The 17,850-nt window shown below is 65.2% G+C and carries 20 protein-coding genes; 10 read left to right on the top strand and 10 right to left on the bottom strand.

Going from position 1 to position 17,850, the window contains the following annotated elements; translation table 11 throughout:
• Positions 1–12 precede the first annotated feature (12 nt).
• From WS96_RS03840 to WS96_RS03830, 3 genes are all read right to left on the bottom strand, one after another.
• Positions 13–744, bottom strand: a complete 732-nt coding sequence (locus WS96_RS03840; RefSeq protein ID WP_059830768.1) for a VRR-NUC domain-containing protein — start codon at positions 742–744, stop codon at positions 13–15.
• Positions 741–1,271 carry a PAAR domain-containing protein gene (locus WS96_RS03835; protein WP_059830766.1) on the bottom strand — a complete coding sequence of 177 codons (531 nt, stop codon included), beginning with the start codon at positions 1,269–1,271 and terminating at the stop codon, positions 741–743. The genes WS96_RS03840 and WS96_RS03835 overlap by 4 nt, the downstream gene beginning before the upstream one ends.
• Before the next feature lie 277 nt (positions 1,272–1,548).
• Positions 1,549–2,451, bottom strand: a complete 903-nt coding sequence (locus WS96_RS03830; protein WP_059830765.1) for an HNH endonuclease — start codon at positions 2,449–2,451, stop codon at positions 1,549–1,551.
• 1,223 nt (positions 2,452–3,674) lie between these two features.
• Here WS96_RS03830 and WS96_RS03825 point away from each other — a divergent pair.
• Entirely contained in the window at positions 3,675–4,190 is a 516-nt protein-coding gene (locus WS96_RS03825) for a GNAT family N-acetyltransferase (protein ID WP_059830763.1), read from the top strand.
• A gap of 95 nt (positions 4,191–4,285) precedes the next feature.
• Here WS96_RS03825 and WS96_RS03820 read toward each other — a convergent pair whose 3' ends face one another.
• Positions 4,286–4,750: a plasmid fertility inhibition factor family protein gene (locus WS96_RS03820; protein WP_059785576.1), complete on the bottom strand. Its 465-nt coding sequence runs from the start codon at positions 4,748–4,750 to the stop codon at positions 4,286–4,288.
• 287 nt (positions 4,751–5,037) lie between these two features.
• Between WS96_RS03820 and WS96_RS03815 the strand changes: the two genes are divergently transcribed.
• On the top strand, positions 5,038–5,433 hold the full coding sequence (locus tag WS96_RS03815; protein ID WP_059830761.1) for a hypothetical protein: 396 nt from the start codon (positions 5,038–5,040) through the stop codon (positions 5,431–5,433).
• 666 nt (positions 5,434–6,099) lie between these two features.
• Here WS96_RS03815 and WS96_RS03810 read toward each other — a convergent pair.
• Positions 6,100–6,843 (bottom strand): DUF695 domain-containing protein, encoded by a 744-nt coding sequence (locus tag WS96_RS03810; RefSeq protein ID WP_059830759.1) that lies wholly within the window; start codon positions 6,841–6,843, stop codon positions 6,100–6,102.
• Positions 6,844–7,024: 181 nt separating this feature from the next.
• On the opposite strand from WS96_RS03810, the gene WS96_RS03805 reads away from it, so the two are divergent.
• From WS96_RS03805 to WS96_RS03795, 4 genes are all read left to right on the top strand, one after another.
• The gene (locus WS96_RS03805; protein WP_059830916.1) at positions 7,025–7,333 is read left to right on the top strand and encodes a hypothetical protein; all 309 of its coding nucleotides are present in this window, start codon (positions 7,025–7,027) and stop codon (positions 7,331–7,333) included.
• A 40-nt stretch (positions 7,334–7,373) separates the two neighbouring features.
• Positions 7,374–7,622 carry a hypothetical protein gene (locus WS96_RS34720; protein ID WP_082720173.1) on the top strand — a complete coding sequence of 83 codons (249 nt, stop codon included), beginning with the start codon at positions 7,374–7,376 and terminating at the stop codon, positions 7,620–7,622.
• Positions 7,623–7,725: 103 nt separating this feature from the next.
• Positions 7,726–8,262, top strand: coding sequence for a hypothetical protein (locus WS96_RS03800; protein WP_034207231.1), 537 nt, complete (start codon positions 7,726–7,728; stop codon positions 8,260–8,262).
• A 162-nt stretch (positions 8,263–8,424) separates the two neighbouring features.
• A complete protein-coding gene (locus tag WS96_RS03795; RefSeq protein WP_059830757.1) occupies positions 8,425–8,898 on the top strand; it encodes a VOC family protein in 474 nt (157 codons plus the stop codon).
• Positions 8,899–8,976: 78 nt separating this feature from the next.
• Here the strand turns inward: WS96_RS03795 and WS96_RS03790 are convergent, their stop codons facing one another.
• Positions 8,977–9,948: a GGDEF domain-containing protein gene (locus WS96_RS03790; RefSeq protein WP_059830755.1), complete on the bottom strand. Its 972-nt coding sequence runs from the start codon at positions 9,946–9,948 to the stop codon at positions 8,977–8,979.
• A 264-nt stretch (positions 9,949–10,212) separates the two neighbouring features.
• On the opposite strand from WS96_RS03790, the gene WS96_RS03785 reads away from it, so the two are divergent.
• Positions 10,213–10,440, top strand: a complete 228-nt coding sequence (locus WS96_RS03785; RefSeq protein WP_059830753.1) for a hypothetical protein — start codon at positions 10,213–10,215, stop codon at positions 10,438–10,440.
• 150 nt (positions 10,441–10,590) lie between these two features.
• Here the strand turns inward: WS96_RS03785 and WS96_RS03780 are convergent, their stop codons facing one another.
• Both WS96_RS03780 and WS96_RS03775 read right to left on the bottom strand, forming a co-directional pair.
• Positions 10,591–11,214: a phospholipase D family nuclease gene (locus tag WS96_RS03780; RefSeq protein ID WP_027784365.1), complete on the bottom strand. Its 624-nt coding sequence runs from the start codon at positions 11,212–11,214 to the stop codon at positions 10,591–10,593.
• Between the two features lie 349 nt (positions 11,215–11,563).
• Complete coding sequence (locus WS96_RS03775) at positions 11,564–12,052, bottom strand: winged helix-turn-helix transcriptional regulator (protein WP_059830752.1); 489 nt, start codon at positions 12,050–12,052, stop codon at positions 11,564–11,566.
• 187 nt (positions 12,053–12,239) lie between these two features.
• On the opposite strand from WS96_RS03775, the gene WS96_RS03770 reads away from it, so the two are divergent.
• Positions 12,240–12,677, top strand: coding sequence for a PaaI family thioesterase (locus tag WS96_RS03770; RefSeq protein WP_050012568.1), 438 nt, complete (start codon positions 12,240–12,242; stop codon positions 12,675–12,677).
• Between the two features lie 149 nt (positions 12,678–12,826).
• Complete coding sequence (locus WS96_RS03765; protein ID WP_059785601.1) at positions 12,827–13,879, top strand: NADP(H)-dependent aldo-keto reductase; 1,053 nt, start codon at positions 12,827–12,829, stop codon at positions 13,877–13,879.
• 77 nt (positions 13,880–13,956) lie between these two features.
• Here WS96_RS03765 and WS96_RS03760 read toward each other — a convergent pair whose 3' ends face one another.
• Together WS96_RS03760 and WS96_RS03755 are read right to left on the bottom strand one after the other, a co-directional pair.
• The gene (locus WS96_RS03760) at positions 13,957–15,243 is read right to left on the bottom strand and encodes an MFS transporter (RefSeq protein ID WP_059830750.1); all 1,287 of its coding nucleotides are present in this window, start codon (positions 15,241–15,243) and stop codon (positions 13,957–13,959) included.
• A gap of 34 nt (positions 15,244–15,277) precedes the next feature.
• On the bottom strand, positions 15,278–16,699 hold the full coding sequence (locus WS96_RS03755; RefSeq protein ID WP_059830749.1) for a M20 family metallopeptidase: 1,422 nt from the start codon (positions 16,697–16,699) through the stop codon (positions 15,278–15,280).
• Between the two features lie 162 nt (positions 16,700–16,861).
• Between WS96_RS03755 and WS96_RS03750 the strand changes: the two genes are divergently transcribed.
• Positions 16,862–17,815, top strand: a complete 954-nt coding sequence (locus tag WS96_RS03750; protein ID WP_059830747.1) for a LysR substrate-binding domain-containing protein — start codon at positions 16,862–16,864, stop codon at positions 17,813–17,815.
• The last annotated feature ends 35 nt before the right edge of the window (positions 17,816–17,850 follow it).

Here is a 17,850-nt window from a genome sequence, read left to right as displayed (position 1 = left end):
GCATGGTGTGTATCAGGGAAAAGCCGGGAATGGGGGGAGTGACGGGGGTATGAGCGGCGGGAACAGGCTTCCCGAGCGCGCATTGGAGCCGCCGCCGAGGATGCTCTCAAGGTCCGTTTGCGACTGCTTCGCCGATGAGCGCTGCGCCTCTTCGTCAGCGTCACCACAGCCGCAATCATCCGGGCTTATGCCGGCATACTTCGATTCGTCGCCTGCGATGTCCATGTACGCGGCTTCCTGTGTCTTCGAAAATGAGTCGGGTGGGAACTTCATTTCTACCACCTTTTTGATATTCGACTGTACAGGAGGAAGTGACGCGTCATTCACGATGACGACGTCCGGTCGTCGAATCCAAGGCTTGCTCTCTTCCTTATACGCATCCATGCCTCCTGGCCAATACTTCTGAATCCAAGCTGGAATCCACGGGTGCGGGGTCGACGGGTCGGACGCGCGCATGATTGGGGTTGGCGGCTCGTTCCGCATGTCATACGAGACTTCCGGAATGTAGGACGTCGTTTTGCCGGTCGCCACCTTCGACGCGAGGTTTTTTGCTCGTAGCCGCTGCGCGACGCACGATTGGCGGAGGAGCTTCGCGTCGCGGCTGAAAACGCCGATCGCCTTGCATCGACACAGCGCATCGCAGAGCACCGCAAGGTCTTCCGGGGACAGGTTGCCCTTGGTTATCCCGACCTGGGTGGTCATGCCGCTGCCGGCCCCCATGCTGCCCGATGCCGCGTTTGTCATACGTCGTTCGCCTGGCCGTTTTCGAAGTGGAGTGACGCCGCCTGATGGCTGCTTAGCCAGTCGGTGTGGCCATCCGCATCGGTTGTACCCTTGATAGTTTGGCCGTCGGCAGACGTGACGGTGTAGGGATGGTTCGCGAGGGGCGCGCGCGTCTTGTCGTCGACGAGCTGGAAGCGACCACGATAGGCACCGTCGGTTTGCGCGGTGGTCTGGGCGAGCACGCTTTTCCCCGTGCCGACGGAACCGCCCGCGCCGGACGTCGGCTCAACCGTTGCAGCGCCCTGAGACGCGATCAGTCGTGCGCCGCAGGCCGTTCTGTCACCATCGGTCGCCACGGCGCGGCCGCCGAACGTCATGCTTCGAACCCGGACGCCCACGATGGGATAGACGCCGCCACACTTCGGGCACGACACCATGTCACCTTCGAGGGCGAGGGGTTTACCGAAAACGATATTAGTCGACGTGCAGGCAATCACTCGGCCGCCGTGTGACGTCGTGTCGCCTTCTCGAATGAATGCTGAACCCATGCGTAATCCTCACAGGAAAAACTGAGCGGAATGTAGCATGCGCTGCACACGTCATTAGCCTGTCAGGATTGCGGGGTGGGGATCGGTGCGATGCCGGATCTGGCGCACTCGGGTGTATGACTACCGAAACGGGAGTGTGTTTTTCTGCCTTCGCATGCAGCGTCACTGTACGCATCCACAGCATTGACGAATGCCCAAACCCGCATCGCGCCGAGGGTCCGGGCCCTGTCAACCGTTTCTACGCACAGCGGAATCGGCCTTCGACTCCGGTAGGGGTCTAGTCGAACTTGTATCGGGCGCGGTGGCGGGCCAGGAAGGTTCTATTGCCCTTGGTTACCTTACGCAGCGCCCGATATCGGTCGAGCGCCAAGACCTGTTGGTCACGCTGGGACAGCTTCGGTCCTATCAATAGGCCGCCCTCCTGGTCAAACGAAATCAGGCCCTTGTCGAATAGCCGATCAATATGCGGAGCGAGCAGCAACCCGTTATCAGGATCGATCCGCTCGTCGTTCGTGCTGAGGCTCCAAGCGTGAATGTGTGAGGCGACGAGAAGGTCGGTGTTTGCAAGTCCAGTGAGCGAACACTGGCTGTCCCATCTCTTGAGCAGATCTGACCGAAATTTTCCTTGACCGACTCGGGCTTTCACGATCGCGTCACGTGTCGTCTTCGATACCTTCTTCCCGTTTCCGCCACCGGTTACCAGCGCGTCTTCGAAGCGTTCGATCATTTGCGATGACTCGAGCAGGTAGGCACCAGCATCTTGCGGCAAGTGCGCCATATAAATCTGCTTGAGCGTGCCCGTACTTGTGAACAGGGATGGTGACGTGTGCTCGTCAAACCGCGACATGAACTCGTCAGAGACTTCGTCACGAAGCACCGGGGTCTTCAGTTCGATCAGTTGGACATCGACACGGTACCCGCCGGCATTCCATTCGGAGAAGGAGCGACTTGGCGGCCTCGGGGCCGAGTACGCGTCCGCGGTCGCCTTGGCGATATGCGAAATGCGTTGGCTATGGCAACAGAAGATCAAGTCGCCGGCCTTGACCTTGGCGACGTTGTCCCAGTGTTCCAGGTGCTGTTCTTTACCCGATTGCGTGATCGTGTATTGCGGTGCCCAGAGGAAATTACCGCTTAGTACTTCATTGACGGTCAGCCCGACGTTTACCCAGTAGAACTCCATTGCCCCGTAGACCCGATTGTTGTGTTCGTGAGACGTTACCTCTCTTTAGTCGGAAGTGAAAGGGGCAGATCTGGGCGGGGGCGTCGACGCGTTACTGGCCTCTGGGGACAATTTCGGGGACAACTGCGGGGACAGAAGGGGAAGAGGTATCAAAGCGAATTTGATAATTCTATAAAAATCAATGATCTACTTCCCCTGCGTGCCCCTGCCTAACCCGCCTAATTGGGTTCGAGTCCCATCAGCCACCCCAACGAATTCAAGCAAAAAGCCCGGTTCATTGAACCGGGCTTTTTGCTTTCTGGCGTTCGGACACAGCCGCGGTGTGTTTTGGTCACGGCGTCTTTAACGAAGTGGCACGCCGTATTCAATGAATCAACCGCGATACCCTCTCGGCCTCGCGCTTCAAAAGACCGATAGCGCTAAAGCGCACTGCACGACAGCAGCATCAAGCGCATGAAAGCGGACACCCTATACGCAAGACAATCGAATGCCGTAGCGATGAATTCGACGGTTACGAAATCATCGTCGCGTTCGTGCAGCCGGCACCCGGCGGCATGTGGATGGTGAACGTTCGCGTTCGCACAAACGGAATCGAGTCGCCTCGTCGATATGACTTCGATGCCGAATATCAGACCGTCGGACGGAAGCGAGGCGGGCAGGAATCGAAATCGGGCGTGCGATCGTGCGTGGTATCGACCGATCGCACCGCTTGTCCGGCATCCCCGATGTGGAGACGGGCATGGCGACGAGACCGCGCGCGTACTGCATATCGCGTTTCCGTGTCGTTGCGACGACAACGTTCGTATCAATTTGCCCGCGACGCTTCCTTTCCGCCTAAGGTTCCCGCGCGCCGTGCCGTTATCTTGCCTGGACAGCCCTCGTGCCTCGAATGCTGATCCGTTTTCTTGCCTGCTCGCGCAAAACGCGAGCAGGCTTTTTTCGTTTACGGCTGCTCGCAATCGGCTGATTGGCGGAATCGAACAGGGGCTTGGCGCAAACCGACAAAGCGCAACAGTCTTACACGCGTGTAATGTATGACCTTCCTCGTGCCCTCATGCTTTGCAGGGCCGTTCGATCCCGACGACCGGAGAAGGTGTCGGGATTTTTTTTGCCGCGTGCCGACCTTCCGACGACGAGCCCCTGCGAAATGCATTCAGCAAAGCACGGTATATTTTGCGACGACACATGCCGATCGAGAGAACGAGCACGAGGAGTTGCTACCGATGCCGGACACCCGGACCACACTGCGCGCCGCGACGGCGCACGACGCGAACCACATTGCTCGCCTGCACACGCTGAGCTGGCAAACCGCTTATAGCCACATCCTTCCGGCCACCTATCTGTCCGACGAGGCGCCGACGGAGCATGCGATCCGGTGGCGCACGTATTTCGATCGCAACGCGCGCGACTGGGGCTTCGTGCTGATCGCCGAGTCGAATGGCGAGCCGGTCGGCTTCGTCAGTGCCGAGCGCCCCGTCGATCCGGCGCTGGGTGTGTTGCTTGACTGCCTGCACGTTCATCCGTCGCATCATGGCGGCGGCACGGGCAAGCGCATGATCGAAGCGGTTCGCGCATGGGCGCGGTCGATCGGCGTGGACAAGGTCCATCTGCAGGTGCTGGAGGGCAACGTGCGTGCGATCGGGTTCTACGAACACAACGGCTGGCAATTGGCCGGTGTCGAAACGAGCCGCATCGGCCGGACGGAAGTCGTCGACCGGATTTACGCGATCCAGGCTTGAACGCGTTGCCGGCGTCGGCGTGCCACGCACGCGCGTGCAGCCGCGGTCGGCCCGCTACGGCATCGCGGCCGGTGAAATCCGACCGGACTTCGCCATCATTCGCCGCAATACCGGACCAGCAAATCGGCTTCGGTCTCGTGGATTTCGACGGGCAAGATCGTCGCGCCGGCATAGGCGAGATAGCGCGCGCGATGCTGGCCGTTACGGAACGACGCGACGCCGATTTTCGACAGGCCGGGAATGCCGAGCAGCGTTCGCGTTCTCATCTCGCGAAACGTGATGAACGGCATGTCCGGAATCCGGTCCCGGTCCGGATCGAGGAATTCGCGAATGCCCGCGGCCTTGCCGGGTGCCCAATACTGAACCGACGGCAGCACATAGTCGGTGGTGTCGCGGTCGGCGCAGGTCAGCAGTTTCTTCAAGTCGACCGTCACGACCCGATGTCGAGAGTCGTCGGACGAAAATACCCGCTTGAGGTGCGTGTAGGCATAGGGCGCGTGCCCGGGAAGCTGGACGATCCAGACATCTACGCCGCCTTGTCGTGCGTGAGCGAGCGTCATTGATTTCCCCTGGTGGCGCAAGCGGCCCTCGTGATTCGAGTTTAGCAGCGCGGACGGCTGTACAGCAGTTCGATACCAAAAATAAGAAAATGGAGCGACTTACGGCTCAATCGACAAAAAGAATGGGAACGATCATGGGTTGACGGTCCATATCGACAGGTTGCGAGAATATCGCGATACTGCTAGCGAGAATGAAACCCTGCGCGAAATTCACGCAAGATTCACACGGTGTCGCGAAGCACGCCGGACATCGTGAAAAATGAGAGAGCGCATTGAGCGGAGAAGCCATGTCGTCGAAACTCGAGATCGAATATCTGGATTACTGCTTCACGGCGACGCTCGAAATCGCCGAGTCCGGCCGTACCGTCGTCGTCGACAGGCAGCTCGAATCCGAGGTGCGAAGCAAGACACTCGCGTGGATCGTATTCGATCGTTTTCTGGAGCGAAACGATTTCGCCGACGAGGCGGACGCGCGCGCCAATATCGTTGACTGGCTGGAGCGGCTTGCCGAACCGAGGTCCGTCGCATCGACCGCGATTGCGAAGGTGAGCGCGGGGGCAACCGGCGCGGTGGCGGCAGATTCGTCTGCAGCCGACATCGTCGGCGGCGCTGCTATTGAAATCGTCAGCAATCTCGACTGGATCGATCTGGTTGCCGACTGGTTTTCCAACGGCTCGTTGTAGCGACGAACTCGTATTTTCATGACGCAGATCATTGCGCGCAAGAAATCCCGCGCGAAAAAACGAGGCGGAAATCGCATCGTGCGAAAAAAATAGAATAATCCTGCTTTGACAATACTTGCGATTTACCGGAAGCTGCGCTTTTGGGCCTGAAAAAGCGACTTGATTAAAAAATAAAACGCCGGGATGAAAAGACGAACGCTGTCTCCCGGCTTTTCGTCGACGAGGCCGGCAAGCAGTGCGTCGCGCTTGAATCATGACGGTATTCGCCGGCACGCGAGCATGCCGGTTGCCGTCGCGTTGTCACTAAAGGGTGAGTTGCCGCACAGACCGCCGCGCGACCCGAGATCACAATTTGACCGGTTGACCGTTCTTCCCCGGCCCGGTCAACCATTTCCCCGCTCGCTCGCGCAGGAGCGGGGGCTTTTTGCCCCCCGACGCCGGAAAGTTGCGTCGGCGGAACCGGACAGGCGTTCGGCGGACTGCGCGACGGCACGCGTTCGCACGCCGACATCCGTTCGCCCGATCCGTACGAATTGCTTTCCTCGTGCCTGAGCGAACCCTCAGGCCCATCGCCGGTTTTTGCCGGCGATGCCTTGATCCCGGCAGCGCGCAACAACGCTGCCGGGATGTTTTTTGTCGCATGCGTGACGTCGCATCGCGCGCCGCTCAGCCCGCCTGCTCGACGCTGGTTTCCCATCCATCGTAATTGCCGCCGAGTGCGCGCACCTCGCGATTGAGCGCGATCGTATGGCGCGTGATATCGGCGAGGGCCATCGTCCCTTCGTGCGAAAACCGCACCGCCGACTTGCCGTCTTCGGTCGGCGCGACCGATTCGACCGGATAGCCTTTCGCTTCGGCCCAGTCCGCGAACTGGTGTGCGTCGCTCGGGTCGGGGAAGTACGCCCAGTGCATCACGCGCCGGCTCACGTCGGGGACGTCGCCTTGCTGCCGCAGCGCCTCCAGCGTGCGCATGTCGCGCATGATCTGCCAGTCGTCGTCGGTCGGGTAGAGCGTCTGCCAGTACGTCGTCTTGTCCGGGTCGTCCTGATGGGCGTACTGAAGCGCATAGGTCGTCTGGTCGGCCAGCGAGTCGACGATCTCCGCGGCCGCGGCTTCGTCGAACGGCACATAGAAAAGAAAATCGCGGTTGCCGTCGACGGTAATGCGGCCGACTTGCACGCCGTCTTTCGCGGCGATCGCGGCGTCGAGCAGATCCTCGATCTTGGCGAGATCGGCGAATTCGTCGCCGGTCGGCAGACCGTCGGGCGACGGATGCGCGAAGGGAACGCGCACGCTGAGCAGCGACGTGCGTGGATCGCCATCCGCGCTTTCCGCAAAGTCGTGGTTGAAGCTGATGAAAGCCTGATGGTCGCCCATTCTGGCAGGGAAGGTTCCCCAGGCGTCGCTCATGTGTTTCTCCCGTACACGATTGTCTGTTGACGGATGCAAAGCGTCCCAATGTATCATCGAAAATCGCGTTGGCCGGAGCCGCGCAGATGATCGCGGGCCGTGCACGCCGCGCAGGCGAGGTCCGGGCCGTTCGCAGCCCTTCGCATGCATGCGGGGGCGAAAAAACTCAAAGGAGATGCCGATGTCGACGTTCGCGGTGAATGGTGTCCGAATCGATCCGCGCAGCGCGCGCGTGACGCACGTGCGCTGGGCGGCCGTGAACCCGGTCGATCGCTCGTGGGCGGCGGCGCCCAGCGAGGCCCCGGTGGCGGACGTGGCGCGCGCACTCGCGTCCGGCAGCGATGTCCGCGCGATCTTCTCGGCATCGGACACTACTGCATTCGGGCCCAGGCTGAAGCGCGTGCTGTATCGCGATGCGTCCGAAGGCATCGAGCTCGACATCGATGCAACCAGCGAGTCGCGCACGTTGCGCGATCTGCCGCAAATCTGACTGCGAGCCGGTCCCCGAAACGCATCGCGCGAACGCGCCCATGACCATGCTCAGATCCGCCATCGCCTCGCTGGCATTCGCGCTTTGTTCGGCGCTTGCCGCCTGTCAGACCGCGTCCGGGCCGTCGCCCGTGCAACCGTCGCCGGAGACCGCATCGGCGACCGTCCCCGCGTCTTCGCCGCCGGCCGCGCCGATCCGCGGCATGGGCCTCGCGCCTCATCTGGCGGGGCAGAGCCACTGGGCCGTCGGGCAATGCACGACCAACGGCACGGTCAAGATATGCAATTGACCGACGTCGGCGCAATCGCGCGTGATTCGCGCAAACGTGACCGGAATCCCGGCATGTCGCCCGCGTCGCTGGCGCGGCGGCCGTCGACACGGGCCAGCGTGCAATGAACATACGCGAAACGACGGATTCCGGCTGGCACGTCGATCCCGTCGCGGGAACGGTCACCGGCTCGTTGCCGATCACGCTGGCAGTCGACGGCCGAAGCCTGAAAAGCAGGGCGATCGCGTGCGCGGGGCTGGCTGCGGCGAGCCTGTGCGGTTATGTGGCCGCCCCGACGCTCTGGCCGGTGGGGGCGCTGGCCGCGCTGCTGGGGCTGTCCAGCGCCGCGTTGTTCGTCTCGTCGCGGCGCAAGATGGCGCTGCAGATCGACGAGACGGGCTTCCGGCTGATCGGTTCCGCCCGCGAAAAGCCTGTCACGCGGTGGCGTGACGTCACGGAATTCCGGATCGTCCGCGTCGCCGGTCATCATTACATCGGCTATCAGTTCTCCGTTCATTCGTCGCGCACGAAGGTGCCGGGTGGCGTGATGCTGCCGATCGCCCGGTTCGTCGATCTTCCGCTCGACGCGGTGGCCGAGTTGCTGGAGGCCTGCCGCCGCCGGTTCGGCGAGCCGGACGAGCAGGCTGCGCGAACCGGCTGAAGAGGCCGGGGGGGCGCCCGGTGCACCCGGTGGCTCAGCCGAACAAAAAATTCCGTATGTCGTGTCGATTTCCGCGGGAGTCGTCCGTCGTAGCATCGGAGGCGTGCGCATCGCGCGTCCGTCCCGATTTTCGATACGACAACCGACTGAAGGAGCGACACCATGTCCACGCCCGTCAAGCCGATCCCGGAAGGGATGCGCACGCTGACCCCGCATCTGATCTGTGCGGGCGCGGCCGCAGCCATCGACTTCTACAAGCGCGCATTCGGCGCGACCGAACAGTTTCGCCTCGCGATGCCCGACGGCCGGCTCGCGCATGCGTGCCTTGCGATCGGCGATTCGACGCTGATGCTGGTGGATGAAATGCCCGAGCACGGTGCGCTGGGCCCGAAGGCGCTGAAAGGCACGCCCGTCTGTCTGCATCTGTACGTGCCGGACACCGATGCAGCGATCGCGAAGGCGGTCGAGGCCGGTGCGACGATCACGATTCCCGCCGCCGACATGTTCTGGGGCGATCGTTACGGGCAGGTCGAGGATCCGTTCGGGCATCGCTGGTCGCTGGCGACGCATCAGCGCGACCTGACGCCCGAGCAGATCGCGGACGCAATGGCTAGTGCGCCGCCTTGCGGAAGCTGAACCGACGTCCCGGCACGACCGCGGCCGAGCGACGGCGCGGCAGCCGGATTGCGCCGCGCCGGCCCGGCTCGTTCGCGGTCATGCGCCGGTCGTCTTGCCGCGCTGCTTGTGTTCGTACATCCGGCGATCGGCCGATGCGAGCAGGTCGGCGACGGTGCGATGGCGTGCGAGATCGTACGCAACGTGTCCGACGCTGAAACGGATCGCGTAGCCGCGAGCATCGGCGGCATTGCGCTGCGCGAGCGCCTGCGTCACGCGTTCGACGGGCTCGGCGACGTCGGCCGGATCGGTGGCGCTCAACAGCGCGACGAACTCGTCGCCGCCGAGTCGCGCGATGACGTCGCTGTCGCGCAGCGCGTCCGTCAACGTTTCGGCGAACGCCTTCAGCGCGCGATCGCCTTCGGCATGGCCGAAGCGATCGTTGATCGCCTTGAAATCGTTCAGGTCGAAGAACAGCAGCACGGCGTGACGGCCGACGCGATCGCACAGGCTCAGCACATGGCGGGCGAGAATCTCGAAGCCGCGCCGGTTCGTCAACTGGGTGAGCTCGTCGGTGGTCGCGAAATGCAGTGCGGCGATCTCGCGCTCGGTCATGTGGGCGAGATCGCCGAGGAGTGCGAGCTCGTCGGGTTCGAGCGAGCGGGGCCGCGTGTCGATCAGGCATAGCGTGCCGATGGGGGCGCCGTTCGGTGCGGTGAGCGGCCGGCCCGCGTAGAAGCGGATGCCGGGCATGCCGGTGACGAGGGGGTTGTCGTGGAAGCGATCGTCGTTCAGTGCATCCTGGATCACCATCGTATCGCCCGCGAGCAGGGCGTGCGCGCAGAACGACACGTCGCGCGGCGTCTGCGTGGCGTCGAGTCCCGCATGACTCTTGAACCACTGGCGATTCTCGTCGACGAGGCTGACGAGGGCGATCGGTACGTCGAACAGCCGTCGCGCGAGACGCGTCAGGCGGTCGAAGCGTTCTTCGGGCGGTGTATCGAGGATCGAGAGCGAACGAAGCGTATCGAGCCGGGCCGCCTCGTCGGTCGGTTTCGGTGCGATTTGCATGGGCCTTGTGCCTTGTTCCGGCCGTCGGGCCGGTCATGGGTCGTACGTCGAGCAAGTATCGCGCATTCCTCGATGCATCGCCACGCTGCCCGTCTTGCGGCTGCGGCGGCCGGCCGCGTGAGTGCCGGCGAAGATGCAGTGAGAAGCGGGTGTCATCGGCCCGTGTTTCGTTCCGACACCGAGTCCCACAAGCGATACCTCAAGGTGCGCGTCGCGATGCCGTAAACAGGACGAGTCCAATCGTTCATCGCATCCCATCGCACCATGGTTCGAATTCTGTACGCGGGCTATCTCGCGTTTGCGCTGTATCTCCTTTACCCGCTGGTTCAGAACACGCTGGTGTTCAGCACCGATTGCGTGCGCAGCGTGCTGCCGATGGACGAGCACGGCTTGCCGGCGAATTCGGCGAGCGATGCGGACGGGCACGCGAACCGCTGCGTGTCGGGCGCGCATGCCGGCGCAGCGACCGGGCGGGTGCCCGAAATCCATTGAACGTGGCGGCGTCGTGCGTGATGGGCGCTTCCCGAGCCGGCATGCTGGCCATCTGGCCGAATTGAACATCGCGCGATGCTCGCCGATCATCTGTCACGCGGCGACAAAAATGCGAACGGTCGAGCGCCGGACGAACGCGCGTGTCGCGCGTCAGTAGCTGGAGCGGTACGGCGTGCCCTGGTCGAAGCGGCTTTGCCAGTGCGTGAGGTAGCGCGACGCGAGTTGCGGATTGTTCCAGACCACGACGACGTTCTCGGAATTGCGGCTGGCCGCCGACGCACTGTAGTTGAACGAACCCGTTTCGACGTGCTCGGCGTCGATCACGAGGTACTTGTCGTGATGGATCGCATAGGCGTCGATCGTGCGCGTCGGGATGCCCGCGTTGACGAGCAGGTTCAGCGCCTGCTTGCTGCTCTTCGCGCGGTTGCCCTTGTCGTCGACGACCACCGCGACATTCACGCCGCGGCGCTTGGCGGCAAGCAGTGCGCGCGCGACGGGCGGCGACGTGAACGAGTAGGCGGCGACCCGGATCGAGCTGCGCGCCGCCCCGATCGCTTTCAGCACGAGCGCTTCGGCGCCGCCGTCGGGCGAGAACGCCGATTCGACGACCTGCGTCGCGGGTGCTTCGTGAGTGGGGGCCGGCAACCATCGCGACACGAGATCGATCGCTTGCTGGAGCAGCGATTCGCTTTGCGTCTTGCCGAAGGCGGCGAAGGGTGTGGCGAGCAGGGAAGCGGCGAGACAGGCGGCAGCGAGGCGGTTGCGCGACAACATCTTGGACAGCGAATAATTTCGAGACAGCGGGCCGTGAGTGTAACGCACGCGTGGCGGCCCGGTCACGTGCGGATGCGAAGCGAGGGGCCGCGCGGTGATCGGCAGGGGCGGTGAGGGTGACGCGAAGTTGCGTTGTGCAACTCGTGTATGCGCGCGGGGCGGTTAACGGACAGTGGTCAACGGACAGCGGACAGCGCCGGCGATGGTATGCGATTGCATTCGCCGTTGCAGGATACGCGTGTGCGAACAATGCGTGCCCTCGGTCGAGCGGGCTCGGCCCCCATGCGGCCTGTCGCCGAAGCGTGCGTGCAATGGGCGCGTCTGACGGACATCCGCGCGCAATGCATCGTCAATCCGTGGCGGCAGACGCGCCGGCCTCGTCGGGCGCGATCCATCCTGGTCCAGGCTCGGGCTGCACGTCGTGCGCGTCGAGCGGCTCGCCACAGGCCGAGCACACGGTCACCGCGTGCATCAGCTGGCCGCAGGTCCGGTGTCGCAATTGCACCGGCGGCCCCTGGCCATCGTCCTTCCAGCGATCGCCCCAGGCCATCAGCGCGAGTAGCGCCGGGTAGAGGTCGCGGCCTTTTTCCGTCAGCCGGTATTCGAAGCGCGGCGGGCGTTCCTGATACGCGCGCTTGACGAGCACGCCTTCGTCGACGAGCCGCGCCAGCCGTTCGGCCAGCACGTGGCGCGTCACGCCAAGCTGGGCCTGGAATGCATCGAAGCGGCGGCAGCCGAGGAAGGCGTTGCGCAGGATCAGCATGGTCCAGCGGTCGCCGAGCACGGCGAGCGTGCGCGCGACCGAACAGTTCAGCGTGCCGATGTCATCCCATTTCATCGTCGAGTCTCTTGCCTCTTGCGGCGGTCTTGCGGCGGTTCAGCGACATAGCGGGTTCGATTATAGAACCCGCCTTCGGTCGCAATGGGCGCAGCCGCGTTGACAACGACCGGTGTCGCTGCCAATAATGAGTTCCAATTTAGAACTTACTCGCGCGGCGACGCGCTTTCAACCCGGAGACAACCCGATGAATCCGCTTTCCCTGTCTGGCCTGGATCTGCTGCGTGCCGCCGCGTCGGGCGACGCGCCGCTTGCGTCGATTTCAGAGACGATCCCGATGCGTCCGCTCGACGTCGAGCTCGGCTACGTGAAGTTTTCGGCGCGGGCGGACGGCCGCCACCTGAATCCGCTGGGCGGCGTGCACGGCGGGTTCGCCGCGACGGTGCTCGATTCGGTCACCGGGTGCGCGGTGCATTCGATGCTCGACGCGGGCGTCGGTTACGGCACCGTCGATCTGCACGTGAAGATGCTGCGGCCCGTGCCGCGCGACGTCGACCTGATCGCGGAAGGGCGCGTGATTCATCTGTCGCGTTCGCTGGGCGTCGCGGAGGGCACGCTGAAGACGCCGGACGACAAGATCGTCGCGCATGCGTCCGCGACCTGCTTCATCCAGCGGCCGCAGTGACGGCAGGCGGCCGCACCGTCGTCCGGGCAGCAGGCGCGTAAGCGCGCCGGGCCGCCCAAAAGCCGCTTGTAAGCGTGCGCGGCGCCCGCCTGAAGCAACCGCTTCGATGTGATAGCGTTCCTGCTTTCCACCGACGCGACAGGAACAGCATGGAATACCGCACACTCGGCGATTCGGGCATCGAGGTCAGCCTGATCGGTCTCGGCACGATGACGTGGGGCGAGCAGAATTCGGAGCGCGACGCGCACGAGCAGATCGACTATGCGCTCGGGCAGGGCGTGACGCTGATCGACGCCGCGGAGATGTATCCGGTGCCGCCGAAGCCCGACACGCAGGGCCGCACCGAGCAATACATCGGCACCTGGATCGCGCAGCATCGCGCGCAGCGCGATCGCATCGTGCTCGCGACGAAGATCGCGGGGCCGGCGCGGCAGCCGCACAATCCGCGCCACATTCGCGGCGAGGGCAACCAGTTCGACCGCAAGAACCTGACCGAAGCGCTCGACGGCAGCCTCAAGCGCCTGCAGACCGACTACGTCGATCTCTACCAACTGCACTGGCCCGATCGCAGCACGACCACGTTCGGCCGTCCCGCGTATCCGTGGGTCGACGACGCGTACACGGTGCCGATCGAGGAAACGCTCGGCGTGCTCGCGGAATTCGTGAAGGCCGGCAAGGTGCGCGCGATCGGCGTGTCGAACGAAACGCCGTGGGGTGTCGCGCAGTTCCTGCGCGCGGCCGAGCGGCTCGGGCTGCCGCGCATCGCGAGCATCCAGAATCCGTACAGCCTGCTGAACCGCACGTTCGAAAACGGGCTGTCGGAATTCACGCATCGCGACGGCGTCGGCCTGCTCGCGTATTCGCCGCTCGCGTTCGGCTGGCTGTCCGGCAAGTACGAGAACGGCGCGCGTCCGGCCGGCGCGCGCATCACGCTGTTCGAACGCTTCCAGCGCTACAGCAAGCCGCAGGCCGTCGAGGCGACGTCGCGTTACGTCGCGCTCGCGCGGCGTCACGGGCTGTCGCCCGCGCAACTGGCGCTCGCGTTCGTCAACAGCCGCCCGTTCGTGCGCAGCAATCTGGTCGGCGCGACGTCGCTCGAGCAGTTGAAGGAGAACATCGGCAGCATCGACGTGACGCTGTCCGACGAGATCCTCGCCGAGATCGACGCGTTGCACGAACGGCAGCCGAATCCGGCGCCGTAAACGGCGCGCGGCCCGCGCGGCAGCGATGCCGCGACGGGCCGTGTCGGCGGCGCATGGCTGCGCCGCCGTTTCTCGCGTCAGCGCATCTTCAGCCGCGTGCGCGCGACGAACAGCGCGGCGAGGCTCAGCAGCGCGCACCCGATCAGATAGAGCGCCGGCGACAGCCGGTTGCCGGTCGCGCTGATCAGCCAGGTGATGACGAACGGCGCGAAGCCGCCGAACAGCGTGACGCCGGTGTTGTAGCTGACCGCGAGCCCGGTGGCGCGTGTCTGCGACGGGAACAGTTCGGCCATCAGCGCCGGCAGCGCGCCGCAATACATCGCCTTCAGCGCGCCGATCCACACCAGTGCGGCGAGCATCGTCGCGAACGACGCGTGGCGCGTGAGCCATGCGAACGTCGGCCACACGGTCACGAGCATCAGCACGGCGGCGACCGCCATCATGCGGATCCGCCCGGTGCGGTCGGACAGGTGGCCGACGACCGGCGTGACGAGCGTCAGCACGAAGCCGGTCGCGAGCGTCGCCGCGAATCCCGTCGAGGCCGGCAGCCCGAGCTGCTTGATCGCGTAGGTCGGCATGTACAGGATCATGTAGTTGATCGCGGTCGAGATCACGAGCGCGCCGATCGACAGCAGCAGCCGCAACTTCTGGTGCGCGAACAGCTCGCGCACCGGCGCGTCGGAGCGCGCCTGCGTCTTGAATTCGACGCCTTCGTCGACGTAGCGGCGGATGTACAGCCCGACCGGGCCGATCGCGAGGCCGAACAGGAACGGCACGCGCCAGCCCCAGCTTTCGAGTTGCGCGGAGCTCAGCGTGGCCGTCAGCAGCGCGCCGAAGCCCGACGCGAGCAACGTCGCGAGGCCCTGGCTCGCGAACTGCCAGCTCGACATGAAGCCGCGCCGTTGCGGCGCATGTTCGACGAGAAACGCGGTCGAACTCGCGAATTCGCCGCCCGCGGAAAAGCCCTGCATCAGTCGCGACAGCATGATCCCGAGCGGCGCGAGAATGCCGATCGATGCGTAGGTCGGCATCAGCGCGATCAGCAGCGTGCCGGCCATCATCATCGCGATCGACAGCAGCAGCGACGCCTTGCGGCCCGCGCGGTCCGCGTACGCGCCGAGCACGAAGCCGCCGATCGGCCGGATCAGGTAGGACAGCCCGAACGTACCGAGCGTCAGCATCAGCGACGTCGCTTCGCTCGTGGCGGGGAAGAACAGCTTGGCGATCGTGACCGCGAAGAAGCCGTAGACGATCAGGTCGAACCATTCGAGCGCGTTGCCGATCGACGCCGCGAAGATGATGCGGCGGATCTTCGCGGCGCTGGGGCGCGCGGCGTCCTGCGAGGTCAGGGTGGTCGTATTCATCGTGTGTGCAGTCCCGTGAAAGGGGCGAAGCGCGTTACAGGGCGGCGCCGGCCGCGGCGGCTGCCGCGCGGCGAACGGGCGGCGCGTCGTCGCCGAGATCCCAGAAGAGGCCGGCCATCATCTGCAGCCCCTCGCTGACGACGCTCGCGAGCAGATGCTCGTCGGGCGCGTGCTGCGAGCACGCCGGGTACGAGTGCGGCACCCACAGCGTCGGTAGCCCGAGCGTGTCGGCAAACACCTCGTTCGGCAGCGTGCCGCCGAGATTCGGCAGGATCGCCGGCTTTTTGCCGGTGGTGCGCGCGAGCGACGCGACGGCCCAGCGGACCCACGGATCGTCCGGCGGCACGCGCGTCGCCGGTGCGCCGCGTTCGACGTCGATCTCGATGTCGGCGAAGCCGTGCGCATCGAGATGCGCGCGCAGATGCGCATGCAGCGCTTCCCAGTCGGTGCCGACGACGAAGCGCAACTGGCAGTGCGCATACGCGGCGGGCGGGATCGCGTTGACGGGATGCTCCGGGTTGCCGGCCTTGAACGCGAGAATCTCGAACGTGTTCCAGCCGAATACGCGCTCGGCCGCGGACAGGCCGGGCTCGCCCCAGTCGGCGTCGAGCGTCGGATCGCCGGGGCCGCCGCCGACAGTGAGATCGGCGAGCGCGTCGCGCACGGCAGCCGGGATCGGCGGCGGGCGCAGCCCCGCGACGCGAATCGCGCCGCGCGCGTCGACGAGGCTCGCGAGCGCATGCGCGAGCACGACCGCCGGATTGCGCAGCAGTCCGCCCCAGTTGCCGGAGTGATGTGCGCCGTCGCGGGCGTGCAGGCTCAGCTTGAAGTTGACCGCGCCGCGCGAGCCGAGGAATACCGTCGGGCGCGCGGCGGCGATGCGCGGGCCGTCGGACGCGATCAGCACGTCGGCCGCGAGCGCGTCGCGTTCCCGGCGGCACAGCGCGTCGAGGCCCGGCGACCCGGTTTCCTCGCCCATCTCGATCAGCAGCTTCGCGTTGAAGCCGAGCCGGCCGCCGCGCGCATCGAGCACGCTCGCCAGCGCGGCCAGGTTGATCGAGTGCTGGCCCTTGTTGTCGGCGCTGCCGCGGCCGTACCAGCGGTCGCCGTCGGCCGTCAGCGTCCACGGCGACAGCGGCGCGCGCCACTGCGCGTCGTAGCCGCGCACGACGTCGCCGTGGCCGTAGATCAGCACGGTCGGCAGCGCGTCGTCTTCGTGGCGCGACGCGAGCAGGAACGGGCCGCCGCCGTCGACCGGGTTGTCGACGATCCGCGACGCGAAGCCGAGGCGGGCGGCCTCGGGCGCGATCTCGTCGGTCAGGTAGGCGCGCAGCGCGGCGCCGCTGCCGCTTTCCTGGCTTTCGGTGCGCAGGCCGACGCGGCGGCTCAGGGTCGTGAAGAATGCACCGGATTCGAACTGGTTCAGTGCGTGCTGGATGGCGGCGGTACGGCTCAAATCGTGTCTCCTCCGAGGGTTCGCTGCGCGCGGGCCGCGTACGCAACGTGAAGTGCGATCGATTCTAGAAAGCCGGTTTTTTTGTCACAATGATCGAATTTCGAACCTTTCTTTGCCGAAAAGGCAAAGCAGCGCGACCGGATGCGGCGCGGAGACAGAACGATGGCGGCTTTCCTGCATGGTCTGGCGTTGCGATATTTCGTCGAGGTGGCGCGTACCGGCTCGATCAGCGACGCGTCCGCGCGGCTGCACGTGGCCGTGTCGGCGATCAGCCGTCAGATCGCGAAGCTGGAGAGCGAGCTCGGCGCGCCGCTGTTCGAGCGGCGACCGCGCGGGATGGCGCTGTCGGAGGCCGGCGAGCGGCTGCTGGCGTTCGCGCAGCGCAGCCTGCTGGAGGCCGAGCACGTGATGAAGGACATCGGCGGGCTCGACGCGCTGCACGGCAGCCTGCTGAAGATCGCGTGCTCGGAGGGGTTCGCGATCGATTTCCTGCCCGGCGTGCTCGCGAGCTTCAAGGCGCGCCACCCGGGCGTCGATTTCATCGTGTGGGTCGTGTCGCCGGCGGACGCGACCCGGCGCGTGCGCGACGGCGATGCGGACATCGCATTGACCTTCAGCCTCGCGCCGGAGAAGGGCGTGCGCGTCGACCACACCGAGCGCGCGCCGGTCTTTGCGCTGGTCCGGCACGATCATCCGCTCGCGGCGCGCGACGCGGTGTCGCTCGCCGACGTCGCGCGGCACGCGCACGTGCTGCCCGAGGCCGGCACGACGGTACGCCAGTTGATCGACATCGCGTGCGCGCTCGATGGGTTGCTGCTCGAGCCCGAACTGACGAGCAACAATACCGCGGCGATGTACGGCTACGCGCGGCGCACGGGCGCGGTGATGTTCACCGGGCTGTTGTCGGTGCGCGATCGCTCCGATGCGGACGGCTTCGTCGTCGTGCCCGTGACGAACCCGCAATTGCGCGAACGCAGCATCCAGGTGCAGACGATGGCGGGGCGCGATCTGCCCGCGTCGGTGCGCGCGTTCCGCGATCATCTGATCGACGCGATGCAGGCCGCCTCGCCGCCGCCGACTGCCGCACGACGCCCGGGACGCCGGCCCGTGAGATAATCGTCAATCCGCCTTCCGTGCCCGTGCGGCTCCCC

The sequence above is a fragment of the Burkholderia sp. MSMB1835 genome (assembly GCF_001526365.1).
In the GTDB taxonomy this organism is placed as follows: domain Bacteria; phylum Pseudomonadota; class Gammaproteobacteria; order Burkholderiales; family Burkholderiaceae; genus Burkholderia.
This window is presented reverse-complemented; position numbering and strand designations above follow the sequence as displayed.